The 26,936-nt window shown below is 56.8% G+C and carries 19 protein-coding genes; 13 read left to right on the forward strand and 6 right to left on the reverse strand.

Translation table 11 applies throughout. From position 1 onward, the window contains the following. Nucleotides 1–13: 13 nt before the first annotated feature. Genes pdxA through L991_RS06900 form a run of 3 tightly spaced genes read right to left on the reverse strand, consistent with a single transcriptional unit; the run spans nucleotide 14 to nucleotide 4,541 of the window. Nucleotides 14–1,036, reverse strand: coding sequence for a 4-hydroxythreonine-4-phosphate dehydrogenase PdxA (gene pdxA / locus L991_RS06890; RefSeq protein ID WP_047393619.1), 1,023 nt, complete (start codon nucleotides 1,034–1,036; stop codon nucleotides 14–16). Further along, entirely contained in the window at nucleotides 1,036–2,349 is a 1,314-nt protein-coding gene (locus tag L991_RS06895) for a peptidylprolyl isomerase (protein WP_047393621.1), read from the reverse strand. Before L991_RS06895 ends, pdxA begins: the two co-directional genes overlap by 1 nt. Before the next feature lie 11 nt (nucleotides 2,350–2,360). After that, nucleotides 2,361–4,541, reverse strand: coding sequence for an LPS-assembly protein LptD (locus L991_RS06900; protein ID WP_047393623.1), 2,181 nt, complete (start codon nucleotides 4,539–4,541; stop codon nucleotides 2,361–2,363). Nucleotides 4,542–4,605: 64 nt separating this feature from the next. Here L991_RS06900 and L991_RS06905 point away from each other — a divergent pair, with 64 nt between their 5' ends. From L991_RS06905 to L991_RS06935, 7 genes are all read left to right on the forward strand, one after another. Next, entirely contained in the window at nucleotides 4,606–5,598 is a 993-nt protein-coding gene (locus L991_RS06905; protein WP_047393625.1) for an aminoglycoside phosphotransferase family protein, read from the forward strand. A 68-nt stretch (nucleotides 5,599–5,666) separates the two neighbouring features. Next, nucleotides 5,667–6,359, forward strand: a complete 693-nt coding sequence (murU, locus tag L991_RS06910; protein WP_047393626.1) for an N-acetylmuramate alpha-1-phosphate uridylyltransferase MurU — start codon at nucleotides 5,667–5,669, stop codon at nucleotides 6,357–6,359. 118 nt (nucleotides 6,360–6,477) lie between these two features. Further along, entirely contained in the window at nucleotides 6,478–8,202 is a 1,725-nt protein-coding gene (locus L991_RS06915) for an alpha/beta hydrolase (protein ID WP_197053834.1), read from the forward strand. A 246-nt stretch (nucleotides 8,203–8,448) separates the two neighbouring features. Continuing rightward, nucleotides 8,449–10,449: a transketolase gene (gene tkt / locus L991_RS06920; protein WP_047393628.1), complete on the forward strand. Its 2,001-nt coding sequence runs from the start codon at nucleotides 8,449–8,451 to the stop codon at nucleotides 10,447–10,449. A 331-nt stretch (nucleotides 10,450–10,780) separates the two neighbouring features. Beyond that, entirely contained in the window at nucleotides 10,781–12,493 is a 1,713-nt protein-coding gene (locus L991_RS06925) for an amidohydrolase (RefSeq protein WP_197053835.1), read from the forward strand. Nucleotides 12,494–12,796: 303 nt separating this feature from the next. Then, complete coding sequence (locus tag L991_RS06930) at nucleotides 12,797–14,692, forward strand: amidohydrolase (protein ID WP_052190699.1); 1,896 nt, start codon at nucleotides 12,797–12,799, stop codon at nucleotides 14,690–14,692. Between the two features lie 59 nt (nucleotides 14,693–14,751). After that, on the forward strand, nucleotides 14,752–16,299 hold the full coding sequence (locus L991_RS06935) for an autotransporter outer membrane beta-barrel domain-containing protein (protein ID WP_081986568.1): 1,548 nt from the start codon (nucleotides 14,752–14,754) through the stop codon (nucleotides 16,297–16,299). A 78-nt stretch (nucleotides 16,300–16,377) separates the two neighbouring features. Here L991_RS06935 and L991_RS06940 read toward each other — a convergent pair whose 3' ends face one another. Continuing rightward, nucleotides 16,378–17,586, reverse strand: a complete 1,209-nt coding sequence (locus tag L991_RS06940; RefSeq protein ID WP_052190700.1) for a cation:proton antiporter — start codon at nucleotides 17,584–17,586, stop codon at nucleotides 16,378–16,380. A gap of 215 nt (nucleotides 17,587–17,801) precedes the next feature. On the opposite strand from L991_RS06940, the gene argS reads away from it, so the two are divergent. Together argS and L991_RS06950 are read left to right on the forward strand one after the other, a co-directional pair. Then, complete coding sequence (argS, locus tag L991_RS06945) at nucleotides 17,802–19,520, forward strand: arginine--tRNA ligase (RefSeq protein ID WP_047393630.1); 1,719 nt, start codon at nucleotides 17,802–17,804, stop codon at nucleotides 19,518–19,520. Between the two features lie 97 nt (nucleotides 19,521–19,617). After that, nucleotides 19,618–20,055 (forward strand): hypothetical protein, encoded by a 438-nt coding sequence (locus tag L991_RS06950; RefSeq protein ID WP_156129016.1) that lies wholly within the window; start codon nucleotides 19,618–19,620, stop codon nucleotides 20,053–20,055. A gap of 817 nt (nucleotides 20,056–20,872) precedes the next feature. Here L991_RS06950 and L991_RS06955 read toward each other — a convergent pair. After that, nucleotides 20,873–21,319 carry a hypothetical protein gene (locus tag L991_RS06955; RefSeq protein WP_047393633.1) on the reverse strand — a complete coding sequence of 149 codons (447 nt, stop codon included), beginning with the start codon at nucleotides 21,317–21,319 and terminating at the stop codon, nucleotides 20,873–20,875. A 177-nt stretch (nucleotides 21,320–21,496) separates the two neighbouring features. On the opposite strand from L991_RS06955, the gene L991_RS06960 reads away from it, so the two are divergent. From L991_RS06960 to nth, 3 genes are all read left to right on the forward strand, one after another. After that, on the forward strand, nucleotides 21,497–22,384 hold the full coding sequence (locus L991_RS06960; RefSeq protein WP_047393634.1) for an ATP-binding protein: 888 nt from the start codon (nucleotides 21,497–21,499) through the stop codon (nucleotides 22,382–22,384). Between the two features lie 116 nt (nucleotides 22,385–22,500). Continuing rightward, nucleotides 22,501–22,752, forward strand: coding sequence for a TIGR03643 family protein (locus L991_RS06965; protein WP_028449857.1), 252 nt, complete (start codon nucleotides 22,501–22,503; stop codon nucleotides 22,750–22,752). Nucleotides 22,753–22,829: 77 nt separating this feature from the next. Next, nucleotides 22,830–23,480, forward strand: coding sequence for an endonuclease III (gene nth / locus L991_RS06970; protein WP_047393636.1), 651 nt, complete (start codon nucleotides 22,830–22,832; stop codon nucleotides 23,478–23,480). Between the two features lie 128 nt (nucleotides 23,481–23,608). On the opposite strand, the gene L991_RS06975 is transcribed toward nth, so the two are convergent. After that, nucleotides 23,609–24,529: a flagellar brake protein gene (locus tag L991_RS06975; protein ID WP_047393637.1), complete on the reverse strand. Its 921-nt coding sequence runs from the start codon at nucleotides 24,527–24,529 to the stop codon at nucleotides 23,609–23,611. 134 nt (nucleotides 24,530–24,663) lie between these two features. On the opposite strand from L991_RS06975, the gene L991_RS06980 reads away from it, so the two are divergent. Then, nucleotides 24,664–26,679: a UvrD-helicase domain-containing protein gene (locus L991_RS06980; RefSeq protein WP_047393639.1), complete on the forward strand. Its 2,016-nt coding sequence runs from the start codon at nucleotides 24,664–24,666 to the stop codon at nucleotides 26,677–26,679. The last annotated feature ends 257 nt before the right edge of the window (nucleotides 26,680–26,936 follow it).

Below are 26,936 nucleotides of genomic sequence, written 5' to 3' on the forward strand. Positions count from 1 at the left end.
TCCTTTGAAAACTTTAGACTGCGCGCGCTGCCGCCAGCTGGCTGGCAAGCTGATAGGCTGCGAGTAAACTGCCGGTTTCGGCGCGCCCGGTGCCCGCCAGATCGAGCGCCGTGCCGTGATCCACCGAGGTGCGGATCAAGGGCAAGCCCAGGGTGATATTGATGCCGGCGCCAAAAGTGGCAAATTTGAGCACCGGCAAACCCTGATCATGGTACATCGCCAGCACGGCGTCGCCCTGCGCCAGGATGGGCGGATTAAACAGGGTGTCGGCCGGTAGCGGCCCAATCAGCTGCATGCCTTGAGCGCGCAATTCATTCAGCACCGGGATGATGACGTCGATTTCTTCGCGCCCCATATGCCCGGATTCGCCCGCATGCGGGTTGAGCCCCGCCACCAGAATGCGCGGCTGGGCGAGTCCAAAATGCTGCTGCAGATCATGGTGCAAAATCTGTAGCGTGCGGCGCAAAGAATCTGGCGTCAGGGCCGCCGACACGGCTTTCAGTGGTAAATGTGTGGTGGCCAGAGCGACCCGCAGCATCTGCTGCTGGCCATATTCGCCCGCCAGCATCATGACAACTTGGGGGGTATGGGTCTGCTCGGCAAGGTATTCGGTGTGCCCGGAGAAATACCCGCCATCAGTGCCTTCGTTAATCACCCCCTTGTGAATCGGGGCCGTGACCATGCCGGCAAATTCACCGCGCTGGCAACCGGCAATGGCTTGGTCGAGCAGGCTGAGTACATAGTGGGCGTTGGCCGGGTTGAGCGAGCCAGCAAGGGCGGGGGCGGCCAGTGGCACATCGGCAATGGCCACCGGCGGGTGTTCTGCTGAAAGCTGGTTTGCCTGATAAGCTGGCCAGCTTGCCACCAAGGCCGGGTCTACCCCGACGCAGGCCGCGCGCTCGATCAGTAATTGCCGGCTACCCAGAATCACGCAGGGTTGCGGCAAGGCGCCGGCGGCGACTTTTACGCAGATTTCCGGGCCGATGCCCGCCGGCTCGCCACTGGTGATGACCAGTGGCACAACTGCTGCCTGCATTATTCGTCCTTCAGGCGGATTTCGATCCGCGCGCGGTCACGCAATTGGCGCAGCCAGTCTTCGTATTGCTCTTCGGCTTTGCGCTGGCGTAGCTCATTGCGGATTTTGAAGCGGGCTTGTTCCAGCGTGACGTCCTGATCACGGCGCTCTAGCACCTGAATCAGGTGAAAACCAAAAGGCGATTGCACCGGCTGGCTGATTTCATTGAGCGCCAGCGCATCCATGGCCTGCTCAAATTGCGGCACTGTTTCACCCGGATTGAGCCAGCCCAGATCCCCGCCTTTGGCGGCGCTTGGGTCTTCGGAGAAGGCTTTCGCGACTTGCGCAAAATCCTGACCTGCCATGATGCGGGCGCGCATTTGCTGCAGTTTTTGCTGTGCATCGGTGGTGGATACCAGCTCGTTGCTGCGGATCAGGATGTGGCGAGCGTGAGTTTGCTTCACGATGACCTTCTGGTCTTGATCACGCTTATCCAGCAGTTTGAAGATGTGGAAGGCCACGGGAGTCCGTACGATATCGGTGTATTCACCCGGTTTCATTTTATCCAGCAGGGCGGTAAAGGCTGGCGGTAGTGAACCGGCAGCACGCCAACCCAGATTGCCCCCTTTGGTGGCGCTCGCATCATTGGAGTAACTCGCGGCGACCGTGGCAAACGCTTTGCCGTCCGCCAATTCTTGGCGGGCATTCTGGATCCGTGCGCGTTTGGCTTGCACTTGTTCCGGCGTGGCGTTTTCAGGGATATTGACTTGGATTTGCGCCAGCTCGTATTCCTGTTTGGCGCGGCTGCCGGCGATTTTCAGGTAATCATCGATTTCCGACTCGGTGACCACCACCCGGTTATCCACTTCGCGCTCTTTCAGACGGCCTAGCGTGATTTCCTGGCGAATGTCTTCGCGCAGCTGGCGCCAGGTGATGCCGGAGGCTTCGACTTTTTTGCGAAACTCGGGCAGCGAGAGCTGGTTTTGCTCGGCTAAGCGGTTCAAGGCGATTTCCAGCTGACGATCATCGATGCGCAAACCACTTTGCTCGGCATATTGCAGCTGGACTTGGTCGATGATCATCCGGTCGAGGACTTGCTGTTGCAGCACCTCATCTGGTGGTAATTTCACTTTTTGCCGTTCCAGATTTTGCTTGATGGTATCGACTTTACGCGCCAGCTCGACCTGGGTAATGGCGCTACGATTGACCACGGCTACCACGCGATCGACCGTCACCACGCTGGCACTGGCGCCCGCGCTGAGCAAGGCGGCAATCAGCGGCGCGCTGTAGCGGATGCGGTTAAGCAAAGAGCTGAGTTTAGGGCTGCTTGTCATAGAAAACCTGTTTAACGCAATTTGGGCGATGCGTATGTATCCGCATAGCCAGGAATCGATTGGCGCAAAGCTGAGATCGGGTTCATCCCGATGCCGGCCAAGCCACCCAGTTCGAGCAGAAGGAAATAATTGGTTTTGTATTCGCTATTGGTGGTGATAAAGCGTTGCGCCGCGATCCGCAGCGCCCAGCATCCGGCATTATATTCAACCCCGGCCAGCGCCTCTAGCGCCTGATTGTCTTTCAGTGAGTAGTTATAGCGGGCAACGCCGTACCAGCCCCCGCCCAGCGGCCATTGCGCACTGGTGTCCAGTTGCTCGGTATTCGTTAGGCGGTTCACGCTGTAGCGCAGGTTCAAGGTTTTGAATTCACCCGGGTGCCAGTTCAGATTGACATCGGAGCGCACGGTTTTGTCTTCCCGCGTATTGTGCTGCAGGCTGTAATCCACGCGCAGATCGTAGGGTAAATTGCCGCCAAGCAAGAACAGCATGTCCGAGGTTTTAACCTGATCATCGGTCAGATTGCCCGAGAGGCCCACCTTCGGCGAATGCAGGTACAGGCGCTGACCAATCCCGGCAGAAAAGCGTTCAACCCCGCTCTCGTCATCAAAAATGCGGCTATTGAGCGCAAGGGTGATTTCGTTGGCATCGTTAATGCGGTCGTTGCCCGAATATTTGTTCTCGGCAAATAGGCCCGACCAAGAAAGATCCGTGGCGCCAGAGTCATAGTTAGGCAGCTTGGACTGATCTTTGTACGGCACATACAAATAATACAGCTGGGGTTCTAAAGTTTGGATGATATTGCTGCCAAACAGGCTGCCCTCACGCTCGAAGAACAAACCACCGTGCAGGCTGGCGATAGGGAGCACGCGGCTCTCGCTACCTAGATCGCGGCCGTTGGCGGTTTCGGTACTGTAATACGTCGCATGCACCCCAAGTTTCGGGGTGAGGAAACTGTATTGATTCGCCAGCGGCAGGCTCACAGTCGGATAAATCCAGCTGCGTTGGCCTTGATCTTTGGTGTCGTGGGCGAAGCGGGTGAATTCGGCGCTGACATTGCTTTGCGTGCCATACCCCAAGCTTGGGTTATAGCTGGCGTACCACTGCGGCAGACGACGATAGGGCTCTTCAACGGGTGAGGTGGTACTTTGCAGCGTTTGGTATTGTTGCGCCCGCAGATAGGTCGACCAGTTGCTACCCGAATAGCTCAGCACGGCTTCTTGGGGCAGATTGACTTGCGATGCCACACTCAAGCGATCACCAAAATCACTGAAATACTTATCATCCGACACGCGCTGGTAATTTAAATCCAGCTGCAACCGCTCAGCCAGCTGCTGGCTGTGTTGAAACAGCATGCTATAGCGGCGATCGTTGGCGAGACTGTCATCAATGCCTTCCAGCTTGAGCATCCCGCGGTATTCTGGCTGCAAATAGCGAAACTCTCCGCCCAGCATCATGCCGCGCTTGGAGAAATAACTCGGGAAAATCGTGGCGTCGTAGTTGGGCGCGATATTCCAGTAAAACGGCGTGGTCAGCTCAAAGCCGTTGCGATTACTGTAATTAAAATTCGGCATTAAAAAGCCGGTTTTGCGCCCGCCATCCAGTGGGAAATCGATCCACGGATAGTAGAAAATCGGCACCCCCTGAAATTCCAGCCAGCCATTCCAGGCCTGACCGTAGTTTTGCGTGTAATCGAGCTGCATTTCGCGGGCATGCACATACCAGGCGTTTTGTTCCACCGAGCAGGTGGTGAGATTGCCTTTGTGCACGCGGTATTTATCTTTGCCCTCGAAATCCACCTTTTCGGCCTGCCCGCGGGCTTGGCCGTAGTTCAATTCGTAAGTGGCCTCATTGAGCGCGCCTTCACGCGTGCCCAAGGTGATGTCCAGCTGCTTGCCGCAGATGGTGTCGCCATCTTTTTTCAGTTTGACCTGATCCCCCGCCAGCAATTTGTCTGCCGCAAACTGGTAGCGCGCCCAGTCGGATTCCACCTCGACCGCATCGCGGTTCATCACCACATTGCCGCGGGCTTCGGTGTATTCGCCTTCCTGAACCATGGCCTGATCGGCTTCGATAAAGACCGGCGGTTCGGCGGGAGTGGGCGGGGCGCTCTCGGCGAAGGCCCAGCAGGGCAAAATGGCCAGTGAGAGTTTCAGAATCGACAGGTGAAAGGGCGGTGAATGGCGCAACGGCATGTGGCCTTGTTCAGCTAACTGGTAGAATGCGACGATTCTAGCAGATTCGATTGGATTTCCTCGCATGAACCGACAAGAACAAATTACCAGCTGGCTCAGTCAGGTCATGGGGCAAGCGCCCTGTGAGCTGACCTTGGCCGCCAGTGATGCCAGTGTGCGCCAATACTGGCGGGCCAGCTGGCCCGAGCGCACGGCGATCGTGATGGATTTTGATCCGGCGGCATTTAGCGCCGAGCCCTTTGTACAGCGGCAGGCGCAGCTGGCCGGTGCCGGCGTGGCAGTGCCGCAGCTGCACGCCCATGCGCCTGAGCTGGGCTTGGTGCTGCTGGAAGACCTAGGCGATGTCACGCTAGCGCAAGTCTTGAATGAAGAGAATGCTAAGGGGTGGTATCTGCGTGCAATCCAGGATTTGATTCAATTGCAGGCACATACCCTTGATGAAGGCTTGCCGGTGTTTGATGCGGCGTTTATTCAGCGCGAGCTGGATATCTGCAAAGAGTGGTATATCGGCCAGCAATTTGGCCATACCCTCACCGCCACCGAAGAGAAAATCTGGGCGCATAGCTGCCAGCTGTTGCAGCGCGAAATCCTGCTGCAGCCCACGGTGTTTATGCATCGCGATTACCACTGCCGCAACTTAATGGTGCAGGGTGAGGCGCTGCGGGTGATCGATTTTCAGGATGCGGTGAAAGGCCCGGTGGCCTACGATCTGGTGTCGCTGCTGCGCGACGCTTATGTCACCTGGAACGAAGCCTTTGTACTCGATCTGGCGATCCGCTATTGGGAACAAGCCCGCGAAGCGCATCTGCCGGTGCAGGAAGATTTTGCCGATTTCTACCGCGCCTTTGAAATGGCCGGCTTGCAGCGGCATATCAAGATTTTGGGGCTGTTTGCGCGCCTGAATCTGCGCGATGGCAAGCCGCAATATCTGGCCGATCAGCCGCGCGTGTTCGAATATGTGCGCCAGGTATGTCTGCGCTATCGCGAACTGACGCCGCTGGGGCGCCTGCTGCTGAATCTGCATGGCACGCCAGTGGAGTCCGGTTTTACCTTTTAATGTGGGTATGGGGCGGTAGCTCGCAATATCATTGCGCTGCGGCCTGATACTGCAATGGGTATGTTTGAATGAAAGCAATGATCTTGGCCGCAGGCCGTGGCGAACGGATGCGCCCGCTCACCGATACCACCCCCAAGCCGTTACTGGATGTGGCTGGGCAGCCCTTGATTGGCTGGCACCTGCAGGCGCTACGGGCGGCGGGCTTTGCGCAAGTGGTCATCAATCATGCCTGGCTAGGGGCGCAGATTGAGGCACGGTTACAAGATGGCGCGGCCTATGGCCTGCAGCTGACGTATTCAGCGGAAACTCAGGCGCTGGAAACCGCCGGCGGCATTGCCACGGCCTTGCCGCAATTAAGCCCGGATGGCGCAACGCCATTTCTGGTGGTGAACGGCGATGTGTTTACCGATATTAATTTTGCCCAGCCGGCGCTGCAAAGCCTGGCGCCGGGGCGCTTGGCGCATCTGATTTTGGTGCCGAATCCCGAGCATCACCCCGTCGGTGATTTTGCTCTTGCGGCAGGGATGGCCGTAGCTGATGGCAGCCCGCGCTACACCTTTAGCGGGGTGGGGTTGTATCACCCCGCCTTGTTTGCGCAAACGCCAGCCGGCCAACCGGCCAAGCTTGGCCCCTTGCTGCGCGAGGCCATGGCGCAAGGTCTAGTGAGTGCTAGCTTGCATCAGGGGCAATGGCTGGATGTAGGCACGGTTGAGCGGCTGCAATGCGCGCGGACGGTGGCATTGCAGCGCCTCGGCGACTGATTGGCGATGGGGAGCGATTGAGATCGGGCTGATGCGGATGGTCAGCCGGTAAAAAGGCCATTGAAAATTGCTGCGCTGCAGCGTAGATTGAAAGATATCGCCGCGCGGAGCCGCCATCATGCCTGAGAAAGTCGTCACGCAATTCGCTGCCGAACAACAGCAGCGCAATCAGACCCTGCAGCATCAGATGCGGCAGCTATTTGATCCCTTCGGTTTGTGGGCCACCACGCAGCAAGCCCATCAGGCTTGGCTGGCCCATCCGCAGCAGCTCTTGGAGGTATGCGGCACTTACAATCGGGATTTAATCCGCCTGTTGGGCTTTGCTACTCGCCGCTACTGGGGCGAGCCCGATACCGATGTGATTCCGCCCCATCCCGAAGACCCACGTTTTGCCGATCCGGTCTGGTGCGATTCACCGTACTGGGACAGCATCAAAGAGCTGTATCTACTCAATACCCGCTGGCTGCAAAATTGCCTGTACGCTACGCCGGGTTTGAATGAGCAGCAACGCAGTATCAGCGCCTTCTGGTTACGCCAATGGCTCAATGCCTTGGCGCCGACAAATTTCCTGCTCACTAATCCCAATGCGCTGGCCACTGCGCTGGAAACCCGCGGCGAGAGCCTGGCGAAAGGCTGGCAGAATTTCCTGGCCGATATGGCGCGCGGCGATATTTCCATGACGGATCTGAGCGCCTTTAAGGTGGGCGAAAACCTTGCTACTACTCCGGGTGCCGTGGTGTATCGCGGTAAACTCCTTGAAGTACTTCACTTTGAAGCCAATACCCCCACCGTGCATAAGGTGCCGCTGGTGCTGGTGTCGCCGTGGATCAATAAATACTACGTGCTGGATTTGAATCCGCAAAAGAGCATGATCCAGTATCTGGTTGACCAAGGCTTTTCGGTGTTTGTCACCAGCTGGAAAAACCCCGATGCCAGCATGAGCGAAGTGGGGCTGGATGATTACCTCACCGACGGCGTGGCGCAGATTATTGATGTGGCCTGCGAGATTTCCGGTAGTGATAAAGTCAATCTCTTGGGGTATTGCATTGGTGGTACCTTGGTCACCACTTATCTGGCCTGGGCCAATCGGGCGCAGCCGGGCAAAGTGCCAGTGCAAAGCGCCACCTTGCTTACCACACTGACCGATTTTGCCCGCCCGGGGGATATCGAAGTCTTTATCGATGAAGATGGCCTCGATTACATCGACCGGATTATGGAAAACAAAGGCTATCTGGATGGCAAAGACATGGCGGCGAGTTTTCGCCTGCTGCGTAGCAATAGCCTGATCTGGAATTACTGGGCCAGCAATTATCTGCTCGGTGAAACGCCGATGGCTTTTGATGTGCTGTATTGGAATATGGATACCACGCGCATGCCCAAGTGCATGCACCACACTTATCTGCGCGAGCTGTACTGGCACAATAAACTGGTCCAGCCCGACGCCCTCACCCTCGCGGGCCAGCCCATCGATCTGGGGCAGATCACTCAGCCGATTTATATGGTGAGCGCCGAAGAAGACCATATTGCGCCGTGGAAGCAAACCTACACGCTGGTCGAGCGCGTGGCCGGGCCGGTGCAATTTACCTTATCGACCTCAGGCCACATCATCGGCATCATCAACCCGCCGGGGCCCAAGTGTAAACGCAGCTATTGGCAGGGCACGCCAACTAAAGGCGCCGGCGCTGAGGACTGGCTAGCTGCTCAGACGCAGGTGGCCGGTAGCTGGTGGCCCAATTGGGTGGAATGGTTGCGCCCGCAGTCGGGCAATCAGGTGAAGCCTAAACTGTCGAGCCGCAAACACGCCAAGCTCTGCGCCGCACCCGGCACTTACGTGCTCGAATAAACGGCGCGACATTCACCCCCGCACCCGCCGCCCATTTGCGGCGGGTTTGTTTTTCCGCAACATTACTGGCATGGCTGCGTGCTCTAATGGGCGCGTGGATTTTTTTAGGCTGGCCACTATGCCAATTTGGTGTGGGCAGCGATAATGCAGAGACTTTTTTGACCTTGGGTTGTGGCCTGGATTGGGCGGCTAAACATGGCTGATCACGGGCGGCAATTCGTTTTTCATTGATTAAGGAAAACCGTGATGGCAGCTACGCGTACTGATTTAGCAAATGCAATTCGCGCACTGGCGATGGACGCTGTGCAAAAAGCCAATTCAGGTCACCCAGGCGCACCGATGGGGATGGCTGAAATTGGTCTGGCATTGTGGGGTGGCCATATGCGCTTTAACCCGCAAAACCCAGCTTGGGCGAACCGCGACCGCTTTGTACAATCGAACGGCCACGGCTCAATGCTGCAATACGCATTGCTGCACCTCACTGGTTACGATGTATCGATGGAAGACATCAAAAACTTCCGGCAATTCCATTCTAAAACCCCGGGTCACCCCGAAGTTCACTACACCCCAGGTGTAGAAACAACGACTGGCCCGCTCGGCCAAGGTATCACCAATGCCGTGGGTTTCGCTTTGGCAGAAAAACTGCTGGCGGCGCAATTTAACAAACCGGGCCTCGATATCGTTGACCACCACACTTATGTGTTCCTGGGCGACGGTTGCTTGATGGAAGGTATTTCGCACGAAGCGTGCGCGCTGGCCGGCACTTGGGGCTTGGGCAAGCTGATTGCGTTCTGGGACGACAACGGTATTTCGATTGATGGCCACGTAGAAGGCTGGTTCACCGACGATACGCCAAAACGTTTCGAATCTTACGGCTGGCATGTGATTGCTGGTGTTGATGGCCACGATGTAGATGCACTGAACGCCGCTATCGTTGCCGCCAAAGCGGAAAGCAACAAACCAACCCTGATCTGCTGCAAAACCATCATCGGTAAAGGCTCGCCCAACAAAGCCGCTAGCCACGATTGCCACGGTGCGCCATTGGGTGACGCGGAAATCGCACTGACTCGCGAAGCGATTGGCTGGCCACACGCCCCATTCGAAATCCCGGCTGATGTGTACGCTGGTTGGGACAAAAAAGCCGCTGGTGCTGCTGCTGAAGCTGAATGGAACGCGCTGTTTGCGAAATACGCCGCGCAATACCCAGCCGAAGCCGCTGAATTCACTCGCCGTATGAAAGGCGACTTGCCTGCGAACTGGCAAGATCTGGTGAAATCTGCCATTGCTGAGATCAACGCGAAAGCCGAAACCATCGCCACGCGTAAAGCCAGCCAAAACGCGATTCAAGCCTTCGCGCCAAACTTGCCAGAAATGCTCGGCGGTTCGGCTGACTTGACCGGCTCTAACCTGACCAACTGGAAAGGCTCGAGCAGCCTGAAAGTAGAAAACGGCCAAATCAGCGGCAACCACATCAGCTACGGTGTGCGCGAATTCGGTATGAGCCACATCATGAATGGCTTGGTACTGCACGGCGGTTTCCGTCCATTCGGCGGCACCTTCCTGATGTTCTGCGAATACGCACTGAACGCAGTACGTATGGCCGCGCTGATGAAAACCAACAATATCTTCGTTTACACGCACGATTCAATCGGCTTGGGCGAAGATGGCCCAACTCACCAGCCGGTAGAGCAACTGCAAACCCTGCGTTGTATCCCTAACATGAACACTTGGCGTCCAGCCGACACCGTTGAGTCAGTGGTGGCTTGGGCCGATGCGATTGAACAGCGCACTACGCCATCTTCATTGATCTTCAGCCGTCAAAACCTGGCTTTCCAAACGCGCACTGAAGAGCAAATCGCGAACATCAAACGCGGTGGCTATGTACTGCGCGATGCGGCGAATGCCAAAGTGGTGTTGCTGGCCACCGGTTCTGAGCTGGATCTGGCGGTGAAAGCGTTCGACGCACTGGCGGCTGAAGGTATCGCAGCCCGCGTGGTTTCAATGCCAAGCACTAACGTGTTCGACAAACAAGACGCAGCGTACAAAGCTTCAGTCTTGCCAGCTGGCGTGCCACGCCTGGCGGTTGAAGCGGCCACCAGCGACTTCTGGCGCAAATACGTAGGTCTGGAAGGTGACGTAATCGGTATCGATACCTTCGGCGAATCAGCACCTGCGCCATTGCTGTTCAAGCACTTCGGCTTCACGGTAGAAAACGTGGTGGCACGTGCGAAAGCACTGGTGAAATAAGCGTCACCACGCCAAACACAACGGGCCCTGCGGGGCCCGTTTTTTTATGTCCGTTCAATGGGGGTTGGTATGGGTTGGTGTTGGGTATATGTCTGAACGCTATTTAAATCAAAGCCTGTGTGGCAATACCTGTATTGATGCTTGCTGTGGTCTCAATGCCGTACGCGCCTCGCCAGCCCGTCAGCGCAGCTGGCTTGTTGGTGAATACACACAATGCTGAAGTGGGCATTGTTTGTCATTTTTTAGTGTGCAACAGTGTGCTATTAATTACTGTCGGCAAACTTCCAGATTGTTGTCGCATAAATAAAAAACAACTGCGGAGAGGCTTGCTGTGCGTACTCAATTTCATTCGATTACCCTTGCACTGACTTTGGCTTTTGGTGGCGGGCTTGCCGCTGCCGCCCCCGCCAAAGTGGCTGACGCCATTTACTACGGCGGCGATATTGTCACCATCAATGATCAGCAGCCCACCGCCGAAGCCCTGGCCGTCAAAGGCGGGGCGATTCTGGCGGTGGGTAGCCGCGCCGAGCTGGGCAAGCTCAAGGGCAAACAGACCAAAATGATCAATCTGCATGGCCAGACTTTATTGCCCGCTTTCTTGGATGCGCATAGCCACTATATCAATTCACTCACCGTGGCCAGCCAGCTGAATCTCTACGCGCCACCCGCCGGCCCCGCGAAAGATGTGCCCAGCATCGTGGCCGAGCTGAAAAAATTCGCCGCTGAGAAAAAAATCAAAAAAGGCGAGCTGATTCAGGCCTATGGCTATGACGATACCGCAATGCCCGAGGGGCGCTTGCTCAATCGCGACGATCTGGACGAGGCGCTGCCCAATAACCCGGTGATCGTGCACCATGTATCGATGCACGGTGGGGTGCTCAATAGCCTGGCGCTGAAAAAATTCAAAATCAATGCCGACACCAAGACCCCGGAAGGCGGGATTATCGTGCGCAAGGAAGGCACCAACGAGCCCTACGGCCTGATTATGGAAACGGCGTTTATTTCGGTCTTTGGCCAGTTGTCCAAACCGACAACCGATAAAGAAATCGCCGCGGCCACCCGCGCGGGCCAAATGCTGTTTGCCCAAACCGGCATCTCCACCGCCCACGAAGGCGCCTCGCATGAAGGCGATATTGTGGTGATGCAAAAGGCCGCCAAATTGGGCGCGAATATCATTGATGTGATCGCGTTTCCATTTATGACCGATATGGAAAAAGTGCTCAAAACCAACCCGCCGGCTACCTTCGGCAAATACCACAATCGCTTCAAGCTCGGCGGTATCAAGGTGACGATTGATGGCTCACCGCAAGGCCGTACCGCCTTCTTTACCACGCCCTATCTCAATGGCGGCCCTGGCGGTGAGCAAGATTGGAAGGGCGAGCCAACTATTCCGGCGGAGTTGACCAATAAAGTAGTGAAACGCGTATATGACCTGGGCTTGCCACTGAATCTGCACGCCAATGGCGATGCCGCGATCGACCAATTTATCGCCGCGCATGAATTCGCCGCGGCGGGTAGTCTGGATAAAGATCGCCGTACCACGGTGATTCACTCGCAGTTTGTGCGTAAAGATCAGCTGGATAAATACGCGCAATACAAGATCATTCCGTCGATGTTCACCTTGCATACTTTCTACTTTGGCGAAGCGCACAAAGCCAATCGCGGCATGGAGCAAGCCAGCTACATTAGCCCGATGCGCGATGCCATTGATCGCGGCATTACCGTGACCAACCACACCGACTTTGTCGTAGCGCCATTGGATCAAATGTTTATGCTGTGGTCGGCCGTAAACCGCGTTTCGCGTGGCGGCGAGGTGTTTGGTGCTGAGCAGCGCGTCACTCCGCTGGAAGGCTTGAAAGCCATGACCATCAATGTGGCTTATCAGTACCGCGAGGAAGACAACAAAGGTTCACTGGAGACAGGCAAGCTGGCTGACTGGGTGATCCTTGATCAAAACCCGCTAAAAGTTGAGCCAATGGCGATCAAAGACATCAAAGTCGTTGAAACCATTAAAGAAGGCAAAACCATTTATCGTCGCGCCTGAGTGATCAGGATGATCTGTCTGCCAGTAGCCTGCTGGAGTCGGCGCACCGCCTCAAGCTGCAAACCCATAGCCTGCCACCCCGTGGCGGCGAGCGGATATTGATAGTGACCGAGGCCGCGTTAGCGGCGCTGGTGAATCAGCAATTAAGCCTGCAACAAGCCCAGCAATTGGGCATAGCCAAACTGAAACTCAAGCCTTACCCGATTAAGTTGCAATCCAATTAATGGGTATTGTTCTAAAGTTACTTATATACAAAACCTGCATCAATATACCCGTGCTGGGTATTTAAAAGGAGCGTGCACGATGAAACACACACTACTGAGTTTATCGATTGGCGTAATGTTGGGTAGCCCGGTATTTGCGCAAACCACCTCATTACAAGAGGCCGCCGGGACCTTGGCCCAGCAAAGCGCGACCACCACGGTTTATCTGGCTAAAGAATTCATCACCATGAACCCAACCCAGCCGCGCGCCGAAGCGATTGCGGTGCGCGATGGCAAATTGCTGGCGGTGGGCACGCAGGCCGAAGTGGTGCGCATTGCCGGCGAGAGCGCACGCGTGGATAAAACCTTTGCCGGCCAAGTGGTGATGCCCGGTTTTGTCGAGCAGCATGTGCACCCGGTACTGGCCGCGCTCACCATGAATACCAATGTGATCTCGATTGAAGATTGGGATGCGATTGGTGGCTTTTCGCCCGCCGTGCGCGACCCGAAGGGTTATCAAGATAGGCTAAAAAAATCGCTGGCCGAATACAAAGCCAAAAAGCATGGCCCGAAAGAAGCTTATGTCAGCTGGGGCTATCACCATTACATGCATGGCGAAATGTCACGCGCCTTGCTCAATCAGCTCGCCCCGGATTTTCCGGTGATTATCTGGCATCGCTCTTGCCATGAGATTTTCATGAATGATGCGGCGCTGAAACTCACTGGCATCACCCAGGCCGATGTGGCCCGACTGCCGGAAAGTGCCCAGGCGATGGTCAATTGGGACAAAGGCCATTTATTTGAACAGGGCATGCTGGCAATGCTGCCGAAGATCGCCCCATTTATGGCTTCGCCAGCGCAGTTTAAAAAAGGGCTGGAATACAGCGAGCAGTATTACCACCGCTTTGGTATTACCACTGCTGCCGAGCCGGGCGGTTTTGCTTCAAAACCCGTGCAAGATGCGATTAATGCGGTGTATAGCGATGATGCCACGCCGTTTAATCACTATTTTATGGTCGATGGTAAAAGCATCGTTGCGCAGTACCCCAATGACCCGAGCAAAGTCATTGCCGAAAGTGAAAAGCTTTTAAGCTGGGGCAAAGGGCGCACGGCCTATATGCCCAAACAGGTGAAGCTATTTTCGGATGGCGCGATTTTCAGCCAGCTGATGCAGATGACTACCCCTTATACCGACGGGCATCACGGGGCCTGGATTATGGACCCACCGGTGATGGATAGCGCCTTCCAAACCTATTGGGATGCCGGCTACCAGCTGCATGTTCACAATAATGGCGACGCGGGCTTTGATGTGGTGCTCAAATCGCTGGAAGACGCGATGGCGCGCAATCCGCGCCAAGATCACCGCACGGTGCTGGTGCATTTTGGCTTTGCGCGCCCCGAGCAAGTCAAACGCTGGATTGAATTGGGCGGCATTGTCAGCTCGAACCCGTATTACGTTACGGCACTATCAGGTCGCTACGGCAAACTGGGCATGACCGAGCAATGGGCGCAAAACATCGCCCCGCATGGCGAAGTACTGAAAAACGGCGGCTCGCTCTCGTTCCACTCGGATATGCCGATGGCGCCAGCCAAGCCATTGCAACTGGTGTGGGCGGCGGTCAATCGTATGACTTACGAAGGGCAAGTGGCTGGCCCACAGCACAAAGTACCGCTGGATGAAGCACTAAAAGCCATCACGATCAACGCTGCGTATTCGATTCAGCAAGAAGGCAAAGTTGGCTCGCTGGAAGTGGGCAAAGACGCCAATCTAACCGTCTTGGCACAAAGCCCGTATGCAGTTGAGCCGGCCAAGCTAAAAGATATTCAGGTGCTGGGCACCATGCTGGAAGGCCGCTGGCAGCCCGTCGCGGCCGCGAAAGGCAAAGTAAAACCGGCCACCTTGCCGGCGATGAAGCCGCAAGCCGCCACGCGCGATTTGCAGGCACAAACCACCGCCACCCTGACCGCGTTACTGTCACACAAGCACGATCACTAAACCTGACTTCACGCCAAGCTAGCTGCTTGGCGTGAGTATTCAATTTGCTTGAGAATGTTATGAATCCAGTTTCTTTCGCATGTCGCCATTTACCGCTGGCCGTAGCAATGGCGTTTCCGCTGCTGGCGTATGGCGCCGATTGCGCCGATCGGTTTGAAACGACCCAATTTGATTATCTGGGGCGCAGCGCCGACAGTAGTAGATCTTATTGGCTCACCCAGAGTAATCGAGCTGATTCTTTTCGGGTGAGCGCGCCGGGCGTGGCCTCGATTGATAGCTGGCAAACCAGCGGGGCATCGACGCATATCACCGAATCAACGGTGGTTAAAAACGACGTCAATGGCACGCATAAACTCGACCGAATGAAGTCAGATGGCTCGTATGATTGCTTTTTGCAATCTCGCAACCAAACCAATCCTTTGCTGCCGCCAACGTGGCGCCCACCGGCCAAGCCTGAGCGTCCAGAGGTCGTGCGCCCCCAAATACCCGAGCGCCCCGTAGCGGTGCGGCCGCAAATTCCTGATCGGCCGGTGGCGATACGCCCGACTGTGCCTGAATTGCCGGTGGTGGTAAGGCCCGAAATCCCAGATTTGCCGATTGTGGCACGGCCACAGCTGCCCGATCTGCCGGTGGTGACGCGGCCGGGAGCGATCCAGATCGCCATGAATGGCTATAGCTATGAACTAAGCCGTAGCCAGCTGCTGCAGTATTGCCCCAGTGCGGTGATCGACGAGCAAGGGCAGGTTGATGATGCCTCGTTGCAAGCGTGCTCGGGGCTGGTGGCGGCATTAAAAGCCGCGCCACTCACCCCGGGGCGTGATTTGCTCGCCCCCAGCGAGTGGAATGCCTGGGCTGATCTGCAATATCTGCATTCGGATAATCGCCGCGGCTTTAGCCCCTTAGAAGGCGAGGGCAGCACGCTCAGCTTGGGGGCTGATCGCCTACTCAACCCCGAGCTGTCGCTGGGTTTTATGCTGACACTGAGCAAGCAAAATGCCGAGGCCTTTCGCGGCGCGCTCAGTAGCGATGCCGATAGCGTGTTGGCGGGGCCGTATCTCGCCTATGCCTTAAACTCGCATTGGTCACTATTTGCCAATGTGCTGGCTGGGCGTGTTCGCCATGATTACCAACTGTTAAGCCTGCAGGGCGATAGCTCGGCAACTAAATACAGCGCCAGCCTCAATCTGCAAGGCGAATACGCGCTCGACGAGCGCAATGTAATTCGCCCCAAATTCGGGGTCAGTTATAACAAGGAAGCGGCGAAAAGCTACCAACTCAGCGGCGTGTTGCTGGGTAAATCCTTGCAGGTGGTGGTGGATGATCAGCGCCATGAATCCGGGCAAATGCAGGCCAGTGCGGAATACAATACCCGCTGGCAAACCCAGCAAGGGCAAGTGTTTGTGCCGTATCTTGAGGCCGGTGTGCTCTATAACTACCTGCAGCCTAATCAGTCGCTCAACCCCGATTGGCAAGGCTTGGTACGGGCTGGCGTGCGCACGGTGGCGGGGCAAAGCTGGCAGCTTGACGTGAGCGCCAGCTACCAGAGTCTGGGCGTGAGCCAGCTGGAGGTGTGGGATTGCAAATTGTTTGTCTCACACGCGTTCTGATTGCCACGCAAGCCTAGCCATACAGCAAAACACCCCGGCGCGCCGGGGTGTTTTTTTATGATGCACCTGCTGATTCGCTCAGCTGGCCTCCGCCGGTTTGCTCTCTGGCAAGAGCCGGGTCAGGATGGAAAACAGCGGTGGGTTGAGCAAGATCGACAGCAGCGCGCCAGCGATAATCAACGCGTTGGCATCGGTGCTCAGCAGCCCCAGCGCCATGCCCATGCTGGCCAAAATAAACGAGAATTCTCCAATCTGCGCCAGGCTCGCGGCAATGGTGCTGGCCACGGCATTGTTATAGCCGTATAGCCGCACAATGCCCCAGGCCGCCAGCGATTTACCCACCACAATCACCAACACGGTGCCCAGCAGCGCCAGCGGTTGCTCCAGAATAATCGCCGGGTTAAACAGCATGCCTACCGAGACAAAAAACAGTACCGCAAACGCATCGCGCAGCGGCAGCGACTCTTCGGCCGCTCGATGGCTAAATTCCGATTCGGCCAACACCATGCCGGCGAAGAACGCCCCCAGCGCAAACGACACGCCAAATAAATGCGCTGCGCCGTAGGCAACGCCCAGCGCAATCGCCAGTACGCCTAGGCGAAATAGCTCGCGGCTACCGGTCCAGACGGTTTTTTCCAGCACCCACGGGATCACTCGGCGACCCACCACCAGCATAAAGGTCACAAAGGCGGCGACTTTCAGTAGCGTCATCAAGATTAGCTGCCCCAGCGCCACATCGCCGTGCCCACTGCTGGTGCCACCCAAGAGGCCTGCCAGCGCCGGCAGCAAGACCAAGATCAGCACCATGGCCAGGTCTTCTACAATCAGCCAGCCAATTGCAATCCGCCCTTGCGGGGTTTGCTCCAGCTCGTATTTTTGCAGTGCTTTTAATAGCACCACCGTGCTCGCTACCGACAGTGCCAGCCCGAATACCAGGCCTTCGCCCCATGGCCAGCCCATTGCCCACGCTAGGCCCATGCCCAAGGCGGTGGCGCAGGCAATCTGTAGCACTGCGCCGGGGATGGCGATTTTCTTCACGCTCAGCAGGTCTTTCAGCGAAAAATGCAGGCCCACGCCAAACATCAGCAAAATCACGCCCACTTCGGCCAATTCATTGGCCAGCGCCTGATTGGCCAGCGGCCCGGGGGTAAAAGGGCCGACGATAATCCCGGCACACAAATAGCCGATCAGCGGCGGCATGCGGCAGCGCTGGGCTAACATGCCAAACACATAAGCCAGGCCCAGGCCCAAGACTAAAGTCGTTAACAGCGGTGTATCGTGGTGCATCGCATCTCCATCGCTTTGATTCTGCTCGATTATGACAGACGCACAGCTTGAAGCTGAACGGCAAATTCACATTCATGGTTGAAGTTGTAATTTTCCCCTGCGGTTTTTGAGCTGGCGGCACAAGCAGGTACAATGGCGGTTTTGGCTCGCTGGCTGGCATTTGGTTCGCCACAGCGCCCCCTGCGCGGGCCCCACTTACGAATTTAGGCCGCTTCATGACGATTTCCCAACTCCTGAACCAGCGCGTACAAGCTGCGCTGGCCGCTGCTGGCGCCCCCGATGCGCCGGCCGTAATCCAGCCTTCCGGTAAACCAGAATTTGGCGATTTCCAGGCCAACGGGGTGATGGGCGCCGCCAAAGCGCTGAAAACCAATCCCCGCGAGCTGGCGGCCAAAGTGGTGGCCGCGCTGGATCTGGCCGGCATCGCCGACAAAGTCGAAATCGCTGGCCCCGGCTTTATCAATATTCACCTCGCGCCTGAATTTCTGGCCCAGCGCCTGAGCGCCGCGCAAAGCGACGACGCCCTCGGCATCGCCAAGCCCGCGTCACAAAAAGTGATGGTGGAATATTCATCGCCCAATCTGGCCAAAGAAATGCATGTGGGCCATCTGCGCTCCACCATCATTGGCGACGCCATCGCGCGCGTGCTGGGCTTTGTGGGCCATGATGTGCAGCGCTGCAACCACGTTGGCGACTGGGGCACGCAATTTGGCATGCTGGTGGCTTACCTCGTCGAAACCCGTCAATCGGGCGATGCCGAGCTGGAGCTAGCCGATCTGGAAAACTTCTACCGCAAATCCAAAGTGCGCTTTGACGAAGACGCCGTGTTTGCCGATACCGCGCGTCAATACGTGGTGAAACTGCAAGGCGGCGACGCCGAAGTGCTGGCGCTGTGGAAACAGTTTGTCGAAGTCTCCATGCAGCACTGCCAAGCTGTGTACGACAAGCTGGGCGTAGGGCTGGATCTGGCCGCGGTGCGCGGCGAATCAGCCTACAACGACGATCTGCCTGTGGTAGTCAGCGATCTGCGCAATGCCGGCCTGCTGGTGGAAGATCAGGGCGCGCAAGTGGTGTTCCTGCCGGAATTCAAAAACCCGGAAGGCGAGCCGCAAGCCATGATCATCCAGAAAAAAGATGGCGGCTTTTTGTATGCCACCACTGACCTCGCCGCCGTGCGCTATCGCCACCGCAGCCTTGATCTGAAACGCGTGGTGTATGTGGTGGATGCGCGCCAAAGCCTGCACTTCCAGCAACTCTTTACCCTGAGCCGCAAAGCCGGTTTTGCCCCCGCCGATATGGCGCTCGAACACGTCGCGTTCGGTACGATGATGGGCGAAGACGGCAAGCCATTCAAAACCCGCTCGGGCGATACGGTCAAACTGGTCGAGCTGCTGGATGAAGCCATCGAGCGGGCGTATACGCTGGTAAGCCAGAAAAACCCTGATCTAGCGGAAGATACCCGCCGCAGTATCGCCAAAGCCGTTGGTATTGGCGCGGTGAAATACGCCGATCTATCCAAAAACCGCACCAGCGATTACATCTTCAACTGGGATACGATGCTGGCCTTCGAAGGCAACACTGCCCCGTATCTGCAATACGCCTACACCCGCGTGCAGTCGGTGTTCCGCAAAGTGGGCGCGGTGAATACCAACGCCGCCATCGTCATCACTGAGCCCGCCGAAAAACAGCTGGCGCTGCAATTGGCGCAGTTCGACGAAGTGATCGAATCCGTGGCCAGCACCTGCCAGCCGCATCAGCTGTGTGCTTATCTATTCAATCTGGCCCAGCAGTTCTCGCGCTTCTACGAAGCCTGCCCAATCCTCTCGGCCGAAGGCGCCGCCAAAGACAGCCGACTGGCGCTGGCGGCCTTAACCGCCAAGACCTTGAAAACTGGGTTGAGTTTGCTGGGGATTGCGGTGTTGGAAGAGATGTAATCAGTTTGAAAAAAGCGACCGGAAGGTCGCTTTTTTATTGATAGCAGTTGAACAGCGCCAGTATTTGACCAAGTTACTCGGCTATTTCGTGATGACAATGACTTTTGTTAATGAAAAAATCTCTGTAGATGACTTTGCAAAATACGGCCTCGCTGAGGTCAATAAAGATTTCCTCTTTGGGCCTGATGCCGTTCGTTATTGGACAATAGATCGAGGGAAAAATGTCTATTTCCGCTGGATGAAGGGGAATTGGCAAGAACCAATGGAACAGCAAGTTTCCTTCTTTTGGAAAGGCGCTTTATTTCATATCGACTTCAAGGTAGCTGGTGGAGGTGAGAAAACAGCGGATGGATGGAAAGGTTGGACGCATTGGTCTTGGAAAGGTGTGCGACGGTTCAAGAATCCCAATGACCAAATGATTCTGGAAGCCCATCGTGAGGAAATCATTGCTGACCTTAAGGATGCACTAACAGCCTACAAAGATGCTGGCATCCTTTCGAGACGGACTGAATCAATTGCTACGTTCGATTTCTGAGGAGGAAACGATGACGACACTTTCTGCACAAGCCGCTATCGATCTGCTGCTCAGCGACCACGCGAAATACTCAACTCCGGAAGCTTAGTACGACTTGGCTGCTCTGGTCTCCACCGAGTCTTCTGAGCAAGTGACAGCCCGTAGGGCGTAATCGCCACAGGCATTACGCCGAATGCAGCAAGCTTGAAACCGCCAATCCTGCGGTTTTTATTTGGCTGCACTTTTTAATCCCCCGGCATTGGCGGCTATTCGCCGCGGCACTTCCTTTTCTTGCTTCGCCAAGAAAAGGAAGCAAAAGAAGGCGACCCCGGTATCAAGTCCCGCTGCGCGAGATGCCCTCGCTGCGGAACTCGCGCTACGCGCTCAAACAGTCCTCGCCGAAACCCCTTGCCGCTTGTTCCTCGCTCGGCTTGATACAGGGGAATCCGCGCAGTGCACCGATTGTAGATACTCTTGGTTGTATTGGGCTACAACCGTTGATTTTGTTTGGCTTTGAGGTAATACCCCTTTTACCTCAAAGCCAATTAGGACGAAAAGCCCGTTGAGCCGCGCCGTTCGGGAGGCGGTTGGCAAGGTTTTAAGCCGCAACTTGTCTGTGACCGAAGGAAATCCCCGTGGGAAGCTGCGCGACGCTAGCGCGCAGCGAGTTTTGCGGCGCCTTGCCAATGGCCGGACGGACGGGGTTTCGCGGCGATCGGGCGCGTTAGGGTTGCAAGGGGCAAGGCAAGACTGCCCCTTGCTCGTCTGGCGGGCGAAACCGCCGGTTTACCGCCTGCGGCAGCAGGCTAAGCTTCGAAGAAAATGGCTCTGGTAATGATTAACGCGACTGCCCGCTAATCGTCTCCGCTGCCAGCTCGCCAAAGCGCGATGGCGTGTCGGTGAGGATTGGGCGGGCTTTGTGGAGGGAATGGTAGCCATTGAGCCAATGCCGGGCGGTAAGGACGGCGCCGGCGAGGGTGAGTAGGGCTAGCATCGGTGAATCGCCGCGCAGCCAGCTACTGATCGCCGCGGTGATCAGCAGGCACAAGATCATGGTATCGATCTGCCAGCTGCGGCGCGTGGTGCGCAGGCTCAGCTGGATGGGCGTGATTTGTAGCGATTGCCAGTCATTCAGCAAATGGCGGGCGGCGATGGTGAGCAAGATCAGGCTCAGGCAAGCCGGATAAAACTCGCCCAGCCAGCCGTAATAGCTCAGCGCCCCGAGGCTCAGTACGGTAAACGTGGCATCCAGGGCCAAAATCCGAGGGTTCGCGCGACGTGGCATGGTGGTCTTTCCGTTCTCGTTGCTTGATACCATTAAGGGTAAAACCTGACGCGGTTTTTGCCTAGTGCTAGCCGCTGGCCGTGGTGGCGATGTTGCGCCCGGCATTGACCCCGGCCGGGCTGCGCGCGAAGATGCGCTGATGGTAAAACGCTAGGGCAAAGCGCGTAGGGGGCAAGCATGGATCAGGATTTCAGCGCACAACTGGCGCGGTTATTAAGTTTGGGCGAGGCGGCGCTGCAGCAGTGGCAGCAAGGCCAAGCTAGCCGCGCAACACCCGATTGGCAGGCGGCCGCGTGGCGCTGGCGGGCGACGGGGGCGGGCGGATATTTGCAGCCGGTACGTCAGCCGCATGAGGTGGCGCTGGCCGATTTACAGAATGTCGAGGCGCAAAAGCAGCGCCTGCTGACCAATACCCGCCAGTTTGTGGCCGGCTTGCCCGCCAATAATGTGCTGCTTACCGGCGCACGCGGCACCGGTAAATCATCTTTGGTGAAGGCCGTGTGGCAGGCCTGCCGCGCTGATGGTCTGAAACTGATCGAGGTGGAGAAAACCCATTTATATGATCTGCCCGAAATTGTAGAGCTGGTGGCCACGCGGCCCGAGCGCTTTCTGATTTTTTGCGATGATTTGTCGTTTGAAGAGGGCGATCACGGCTATCAGGGGCTGAAAGCGGTGCTGGATGGCTCGATTGCTGGTCCGTCGGCCAATGTGCTGATTTACGCCACGTCCAACCGCCGGCATCTGGTGCCTGAGTATTTCAGCGAAAACGCGGCCACCCGCTATGAAGGCGGCGAGATTCATTTTGCCGAGGCGGTGGAAGAAAAAATCGCCTTGTCCGAGCGCTTTGGCATCTGGCTGTCGTTCAGTAGTTTTAGTCAGGATGAATATCTGCGCGCGGTGGCGCACTGGCTGGCGGTACTGGGACCCGCGCCGTGGGATGCCGAGGTGCAGCGCGAAGCTTTGCTGTGGGCACACACGCGCGGTGCCCGCAGTGGGCGGATTGCCTGGCAGTTTGTGCGCGATTATTTGGGGCGACGCGGGCTGGCGCAGCAGGCGGCGGGCTAAGCGGGCAGCAGCGGAAGTTGCGGTGTGGTTTGGCGGGCGCGACTCTGGTCGGGCGGGCTTGTTTCTTGCCCGTTTGGCCACATCTGCCGTGCATGGATAACCGCTGGAGCCGCCGCATGGCCTGGAATGCAGAAGATTTATCGCGCATTATCGAAATGGCATGGGAAGATCGCACCCCGTTTGAAGCGATCGAGCAGCAATTCGGGCTCAATCAAACTCAGCTGGTGCGGCTGATGCGGCGTGAATTGCACGCCAGCAGTTTTCGCCTGTGGCGTGCGCGCACCGCGGGCCGCGTGACCAAACACGCCGCCTTGCGCCACCCCGACATCACGCGCGCCTACGCGCCGGGCCAATACAAACCACGCTGAGCGTGGTTGCCTGCCGGCGGGCTTGATGCGATATTGGCCGCTTTGCCCGCGCGGCGCAGATAATCTGGCTGCCCACTATGAATAAGCAGACTCGCTATACCTTTTATGCTCGGCTGGCCGAGCTGGACCCCAACCCCACCACCGAGCTGAATTACAGCACGCCGTTTGAACTATTGACCGCGGTGCTGCTGTCGGCGCAGGCCACCGATGTGGGCGTGAATAAAGCCACCGCGCGCTTGTTTCCGGTGGCCAACACGCCAGCGGCGATTTTGGCGCTGGGCCAAGACGGGCTTGAGGCCTATATCGCCACCATTGGCCTGTATCGCAGCAAGGCCAAGCATCTACTCGAAACCTGTCGCATCCTGATTGAGCAGCATGGCGGGGAAGTGCCGCGCGATCGGATCAGCCTCGAGGCGCTGCCCGGCGTGGGGCGCAAAACGGCGAACGTGGTGCTGAACACCGCGTTTGGCGTGCCCACGATTGCGGTGGATACACATATTTTCCGCCTCGGCAATCGCACCGGCCTCGCGCCAGGTAAGGATGTGCGGGCGGTGGAAGATAAATTACTGAAAGTCACTCCGGCTGAATTTATGCTCAACGCCCATCACTGGCTGATCTTGCATGGCCGCTATGTATGTAAGGCGCGCAAGCCCGAATGCTGGCGCTGCGTGGTGAATGATGTTTGCGACTATCGCAGCAAGCAGCTTACGCCCCCGCCGGGGCGCTAGGGGTATGGCTCGCTACGGCATGTTAGATAATCGCTAGCGAGCGATACATTGGTGGGTATGGGGCCGAGCCGAACACGCATGGCTTTGGCGGGCGGGGCTGAGCCAACCGCGTGGCAATACCAGCCGTTTTATTGCTCTAGCAGTGCGTGAAAAATAAAATGCTCCACCACCAGCCGCTCGGCCACGCCCAGCGGCGCAAATTCCACCCCGTATTGCATGGTGACGGCGGGCGGGTCGATGTGGCAATTGCGCACGGTGGCGCTGATGCTCAGTGTGTGGTCCTCGCCGGCGGCGTGCAGGCGCAGGCCGATCTGGATGGCTTCGCCCGCTTCGAGCTGTAATTGCGCGCCTTCCAGCATGGCGCCGGTGGCGGATAGATTGATCACCCGCGCGGCAACGCCCGCCTGCTGCGCGCGGTTTACACTCACGATCAGATTACTATTTACCCGCAAGCTATTGCGCAGCTGATGGATATCCAGCTTATCCGGCCAGCTTAGATGCAGATAAGGGAAGGGGCTGAAGCAGACTTTCTCGACCGTGCCCTTAAAGCTCACCACGTCTTTGCCGGCGATGGTTTTGAGCTGCAGCGTTTCCCCTTCGCGAAACGGCAAAATCGCCCCATCGTTGCTCAGTGTGCTAATCAGCACGCCGGCTTTATCCTGCCAGCCGATCAGTTTTACCGCGGCTTTGGGCTTGAGCGGATCGCCCAGCGATTGCACATGCAAAGTGCTACCGGGGGTGATTTTGAGTTGTGGCAGATGGCGCGCTTTGGCGGCTTTTTTGGGGGTAGGGGGTATTGGGCTGGCAGGCTCATCCTGATTGGTGCTGGGGGCTATACTGCTGCGCTTGATGCTGGCTTGCGCCGTGCCCTGCCACAGCGGATTACGAAACAGCCCCTGTGTGCGCAAGGCGTCTAGCTGCGCCGCATTACGGATAATCTGCCCCTCGCGCAGTAGCAGTTGCCCCTGCGCATCATAAATGGTGTACGCCAAGGGCTGGCCCACGTGTAGATCTTGGGCGCGGACGGGTTGCAGATCGGGCTTACTCATTCTGGGTGGCCTGCGGAGCGGATAAACCATTGTTCGCTAATTCTTACAAATGGCCAAGCATCAGCCGACCTGCGTTGCAGTTTATCGACGTGATACCATTTTGCCCTTTCTGGCAGGATTTCTAGGCCTACTTCATGCTGCATTTACTGAATGCGCCGCAGCGCGCGGCGGTGCAATACCTGTCTGGCCCATGCCTGGTGCTGGCCGGGGCAGGCTCGGGCAAAACCCGGGTGATTACGCAAAAAATCGCCTACCTGATCGACACCGCCGGTATGGATGCGCGCAATATCGCCGCGATTACCTTTACCAATAAAGCGGCGCGCGAAATGCAGGAGCGGGTGGCCACCTTATTGCCGCCCGAGCGCTTACGCGGGCTGACGGTTTCCACTTTTCACAGCCTGGGGATGAAAATCCTGCGTGAAGAAGCGCCGCATCTGGGCTATAAAACCCAGTTTTCGATTCTGGATTCGGCCGACGCCAATAAAATCATCGCCGATCAGCTGGTCACCACCGATAAAGCGCTTATCCGCCAAGTGGCGGGACAGATCTCGATGCTGAAAAATGACCGCATCTCGCCTGACAAGGCCATGGCCACCGCCAGCTCCGAGGGCGAGCTGCAACTGGCGCGGATTTATCGCGCCTACCAAGACACGCTGTTTGCTTATCAGGCCGTGGATTTTGATGATCTGATTCGTCTGCCGGTTGATCTCTTTGAAGATAACGACGAAGTGCTGAAAAAATGGCGGCACAAGCTGCGCTATTTATTGATCGACGAATACCAAGACACCAATACCACCCAATATCAGCTGGTGAAGCTCTTAACCGACATCACCGGCTACTTCACCGCCGTGGGCGATGATGATCAGAGTATTTATGCCTGGCGTGGCGCCAATGTGGAAAACCTCAAGCAGCTGAAGATTGATTTTCCCAAGCTGGAAGTGATCAAGCTGGAGCAGAACTATCGCTCGGTGGCGCGCATTTTGCGTTGCGCCAACGCGGTCATCGGTAACAATCCCAAGCTATTCGAGAAAAAACTCTGGTCGGAGCTGGGCGAGGGCGACCTGATTAAGGTGGTGGAAACCAAGAGCGACGAAGACGAAGCCAAATGCGTGGCCGATCGGCTGCGCCAGCATATGCTGCTCAATCGCACCAGTTTTAAAGATTACGCGGTGCTGTATCGCGGCAATTTCCAGTCGCGCATTATCGAAGCGCAATTGCGCGCCGAGAAAATTCCTTATGTGATGGCAGCGGGTGAGAGCTTCTTTGATCGCGCCGAAATTAAAGATGTATTGGCCTATCTGCGCTTGGTGGCCAACGAAGACGATGATCCGGCGTTTATCCGCGCGGTAACCACGCCTAAGCGTGGGATTGGCAATGTGACCTTAGAAAAGCTGGGGGCATATGCCGCCAGCCGGCAGATTTCCTTGTTTGCAGCGGCATACGAGGAGGGGTTTGTGCATCAGATCCAGCCGGCGCAATGCGAAGCGCTGCAGACCTTCTGCAATTTCATCAATCGTCTGCAAACCCGCGCTCCACGCGAGCCGGCCGGGCCATTGCTGCAAGAGCTGCTGGCGGCGATCGACTACGAAACCTGGTTATACGATAGTGAAGAGCCGAAGCCCGCCGAAAATAAATGGAAAAGCGTGCAGGAGCTGGCCAGCTGGATTAGCCGTAAGGGCGAGCAAGATGGCAAAAACCTCATCGAGATCGTGCAGACCATTGCGATTATCACGATGCTGGAAGGGCGCGATGAAGAAGAAGTCGATGCGGTGCGTCTGTCGACTTTGCACGCCAGCAAAGGGCTGGAATATCCGCATGTTTTCTTAATCGGCTGCGAAGAGGAAATCCTGCCGCATCAAAACTCCATCGAAACCGGCATGGTTGAGGAAGAGCGGCGGCTGATGTACGTGGGCATCACCCGCGCCCAGCGCAGCTTGACCATTACCTATTGCAGCAAGCGCCGGCGTGCCGGCGAATGGCAAATCACCCGCCCAAGTCGCTTTCTGGATGAGCTCTCGATGGCCGATGTGCATTTCAGTGGCCGGCTCTCTGAGAAATACGCGCCCAGTGCCGACATCAAAAAAGAGCACGCCAGCCGCGCTGCGCAGTTGATGAGCAGTCTCAACGCCCTGATGACCCCCAAAAACTAGATAAACAAGGGGCAATCTAGCCAAACCACAGCCCGCGTTAGCGGGCTGTGGTGTTTCTGGGCTGGGTTTTGGCGATGTTTGCGCTGGTGCTGCGATGTTCCTGGGCGTGGGGCCTGATTGTTTCTCTTGGCTTGGCGCGATTTTCTTTGTGGTTCGTGTCTTTGCAAATCAAACGCTTATCGACTTGTTGGTGCTTTTTCGTTGGATTGGTGTTGACGTGTTTTCGATGGGTGGGTATAGTTCGGCCTCTCTGCTGA

Origin of the sequence: Chitinibacter sp. ZOR0017 (assembly GCF_000799095.1) — a bacterium.
Taxonomy (GTDB): Bacteria; Pseudomonadota; Gammaproteobacteria; order Burkholderiales; family Chitinibacteraceae; genus Chitinibacter; species Chitinibacter tainanensis.

What these genes read in the sequence shown, in the direction of transcription:
- pdxA (WP_047393619.1), bottom strand. Translation starts at nt 1,036, where the DNA reads ATGCAGGCAGCAGTTGTGCCACTGGTCATCACCAGTGGCGAGCCGGCG.
- L991_RS06895 (WP_047393621.1), bottom strand. Translation starts at nt 2,349, where the DNA reads ATGACAAGCAGCCCTAAACTCAGCTCTTTGCTTAACCGCATCCGCTAC.
- L991_RS06900 (WP_047393623.1), bottom strand. Translation starts at nt 4,541, where the DNA reads ATGCCGTTGCGCCATTCACCGCCCTTTCACCTGTCGATTCTGAAACTC.
- L991_RS06905 (WP_047393625.1), top strand. Translation starts at nt 4,606, where the DNA reads ATGAACCGACAAGAACAAATTACCAGCTGGCTCAGTCAGGTCATGGGG.
- murU (WP_047393626.1), top strand. Translation starts at nt 5,667, where the DNA reads ATGAAAGCAATGATCTTGGCCGCAGGCCGTGGCGAACGGATGCGCCCG.
- L991_RS06915 (WP_197053834.1), top strand. Translation starts at nt 6,478, where the DNA reads ATGCCTGAGAAAGTCGTCACGCAATTCGCTGCCGAACAACAGCAGCGC.
- tkt (WP_047393628.1), top strand. Translation starts at nt 8,449, where the DNA reads ATGGCAGCTACGCGTACTGATTTAGCAAATGCAATTCGCGCACTGGCG.
- L991_RS06930 (WP_052190699.1), top strand. Translation starts at nt 12,797, where the DNA reads ATGAAACACACACTACTGAGTTTATCGATTGGCGTAATGTTGGGTAGC.
- L991_RS06935 (WP_081986568.1), top strand. Translation starts at nt 14,752, where the DNA reads ATGAATCCAGTTTCTTTCGCATGTCGCCATTTACCGCTGGCCGTAGCA.
- L991_RS06940 (WP_052190700.1), bottom strand. Translation starts at nt 17,586, where the DNA reads ATGCACCACGATACACCGCTGTTAACGACTTTAGTCTTGGGCCTGGGC.
- argS (WP_047393630.1), top strand. Translation starts at nt 17,802, where the DNA reads ATGACGATTTCCCAACTCCTGAACCAGCGCGTACAAGCTGCGCTGGCC.
- L991_RS06950 (WP_156129016.1), top strand. Translation starts at nt 19,618, where the DNA reads ATGACTTTTGTTAATGAAAAAATCTCTGTAGATGACTTTGCAAAATAC.
- L991_RS06955 (WP_047393633.1), bottom strand. Translation starts at nt 21,319, where the DNA reads ATGCCACGTCGCGCGAACCCTCGGATTTTGGCCCTGGATGCCACGTTT.
- L991_RS06960 (WP_047393634.1), top strand. Translation starts at nt 21,497, where the DNA reads ATGGATCAGGATTTCAGCGCACAACTGGCGCGGTTATTAAGTTTGGGC.
- L991_RS06965 (WP_028449857.1), top strand. Translation starts at nt 22,501, where the DNA reads ATGGCCTGGAATGCAGAAGATTTATCGCGCATTATCGAAATGGCATGG.
- nth (WP_047393636.1), top strand. Translation starts at nt 22,830, where the DNA reads ATGAATAAGCAGACTCGCTATACCTTTTATGCTCGGCTGGCCGAGCTG.
- L991_RS06975 (WP_047393637.1), bottom strand. Translation starts at nt 24,529, where the DNA reads ATGAGTAAGCCCGATCTGCAACCCGTCCGCGCCCAAGATCTACACGTG.
- L991_RS06980 (WP_047393639.1), top strand. Translation starts at nt 24,664, where the DNA reads ATGCTGCATTTACTGAATGCGCCGCAGCGCGCGGCGGTGCAATACCTG.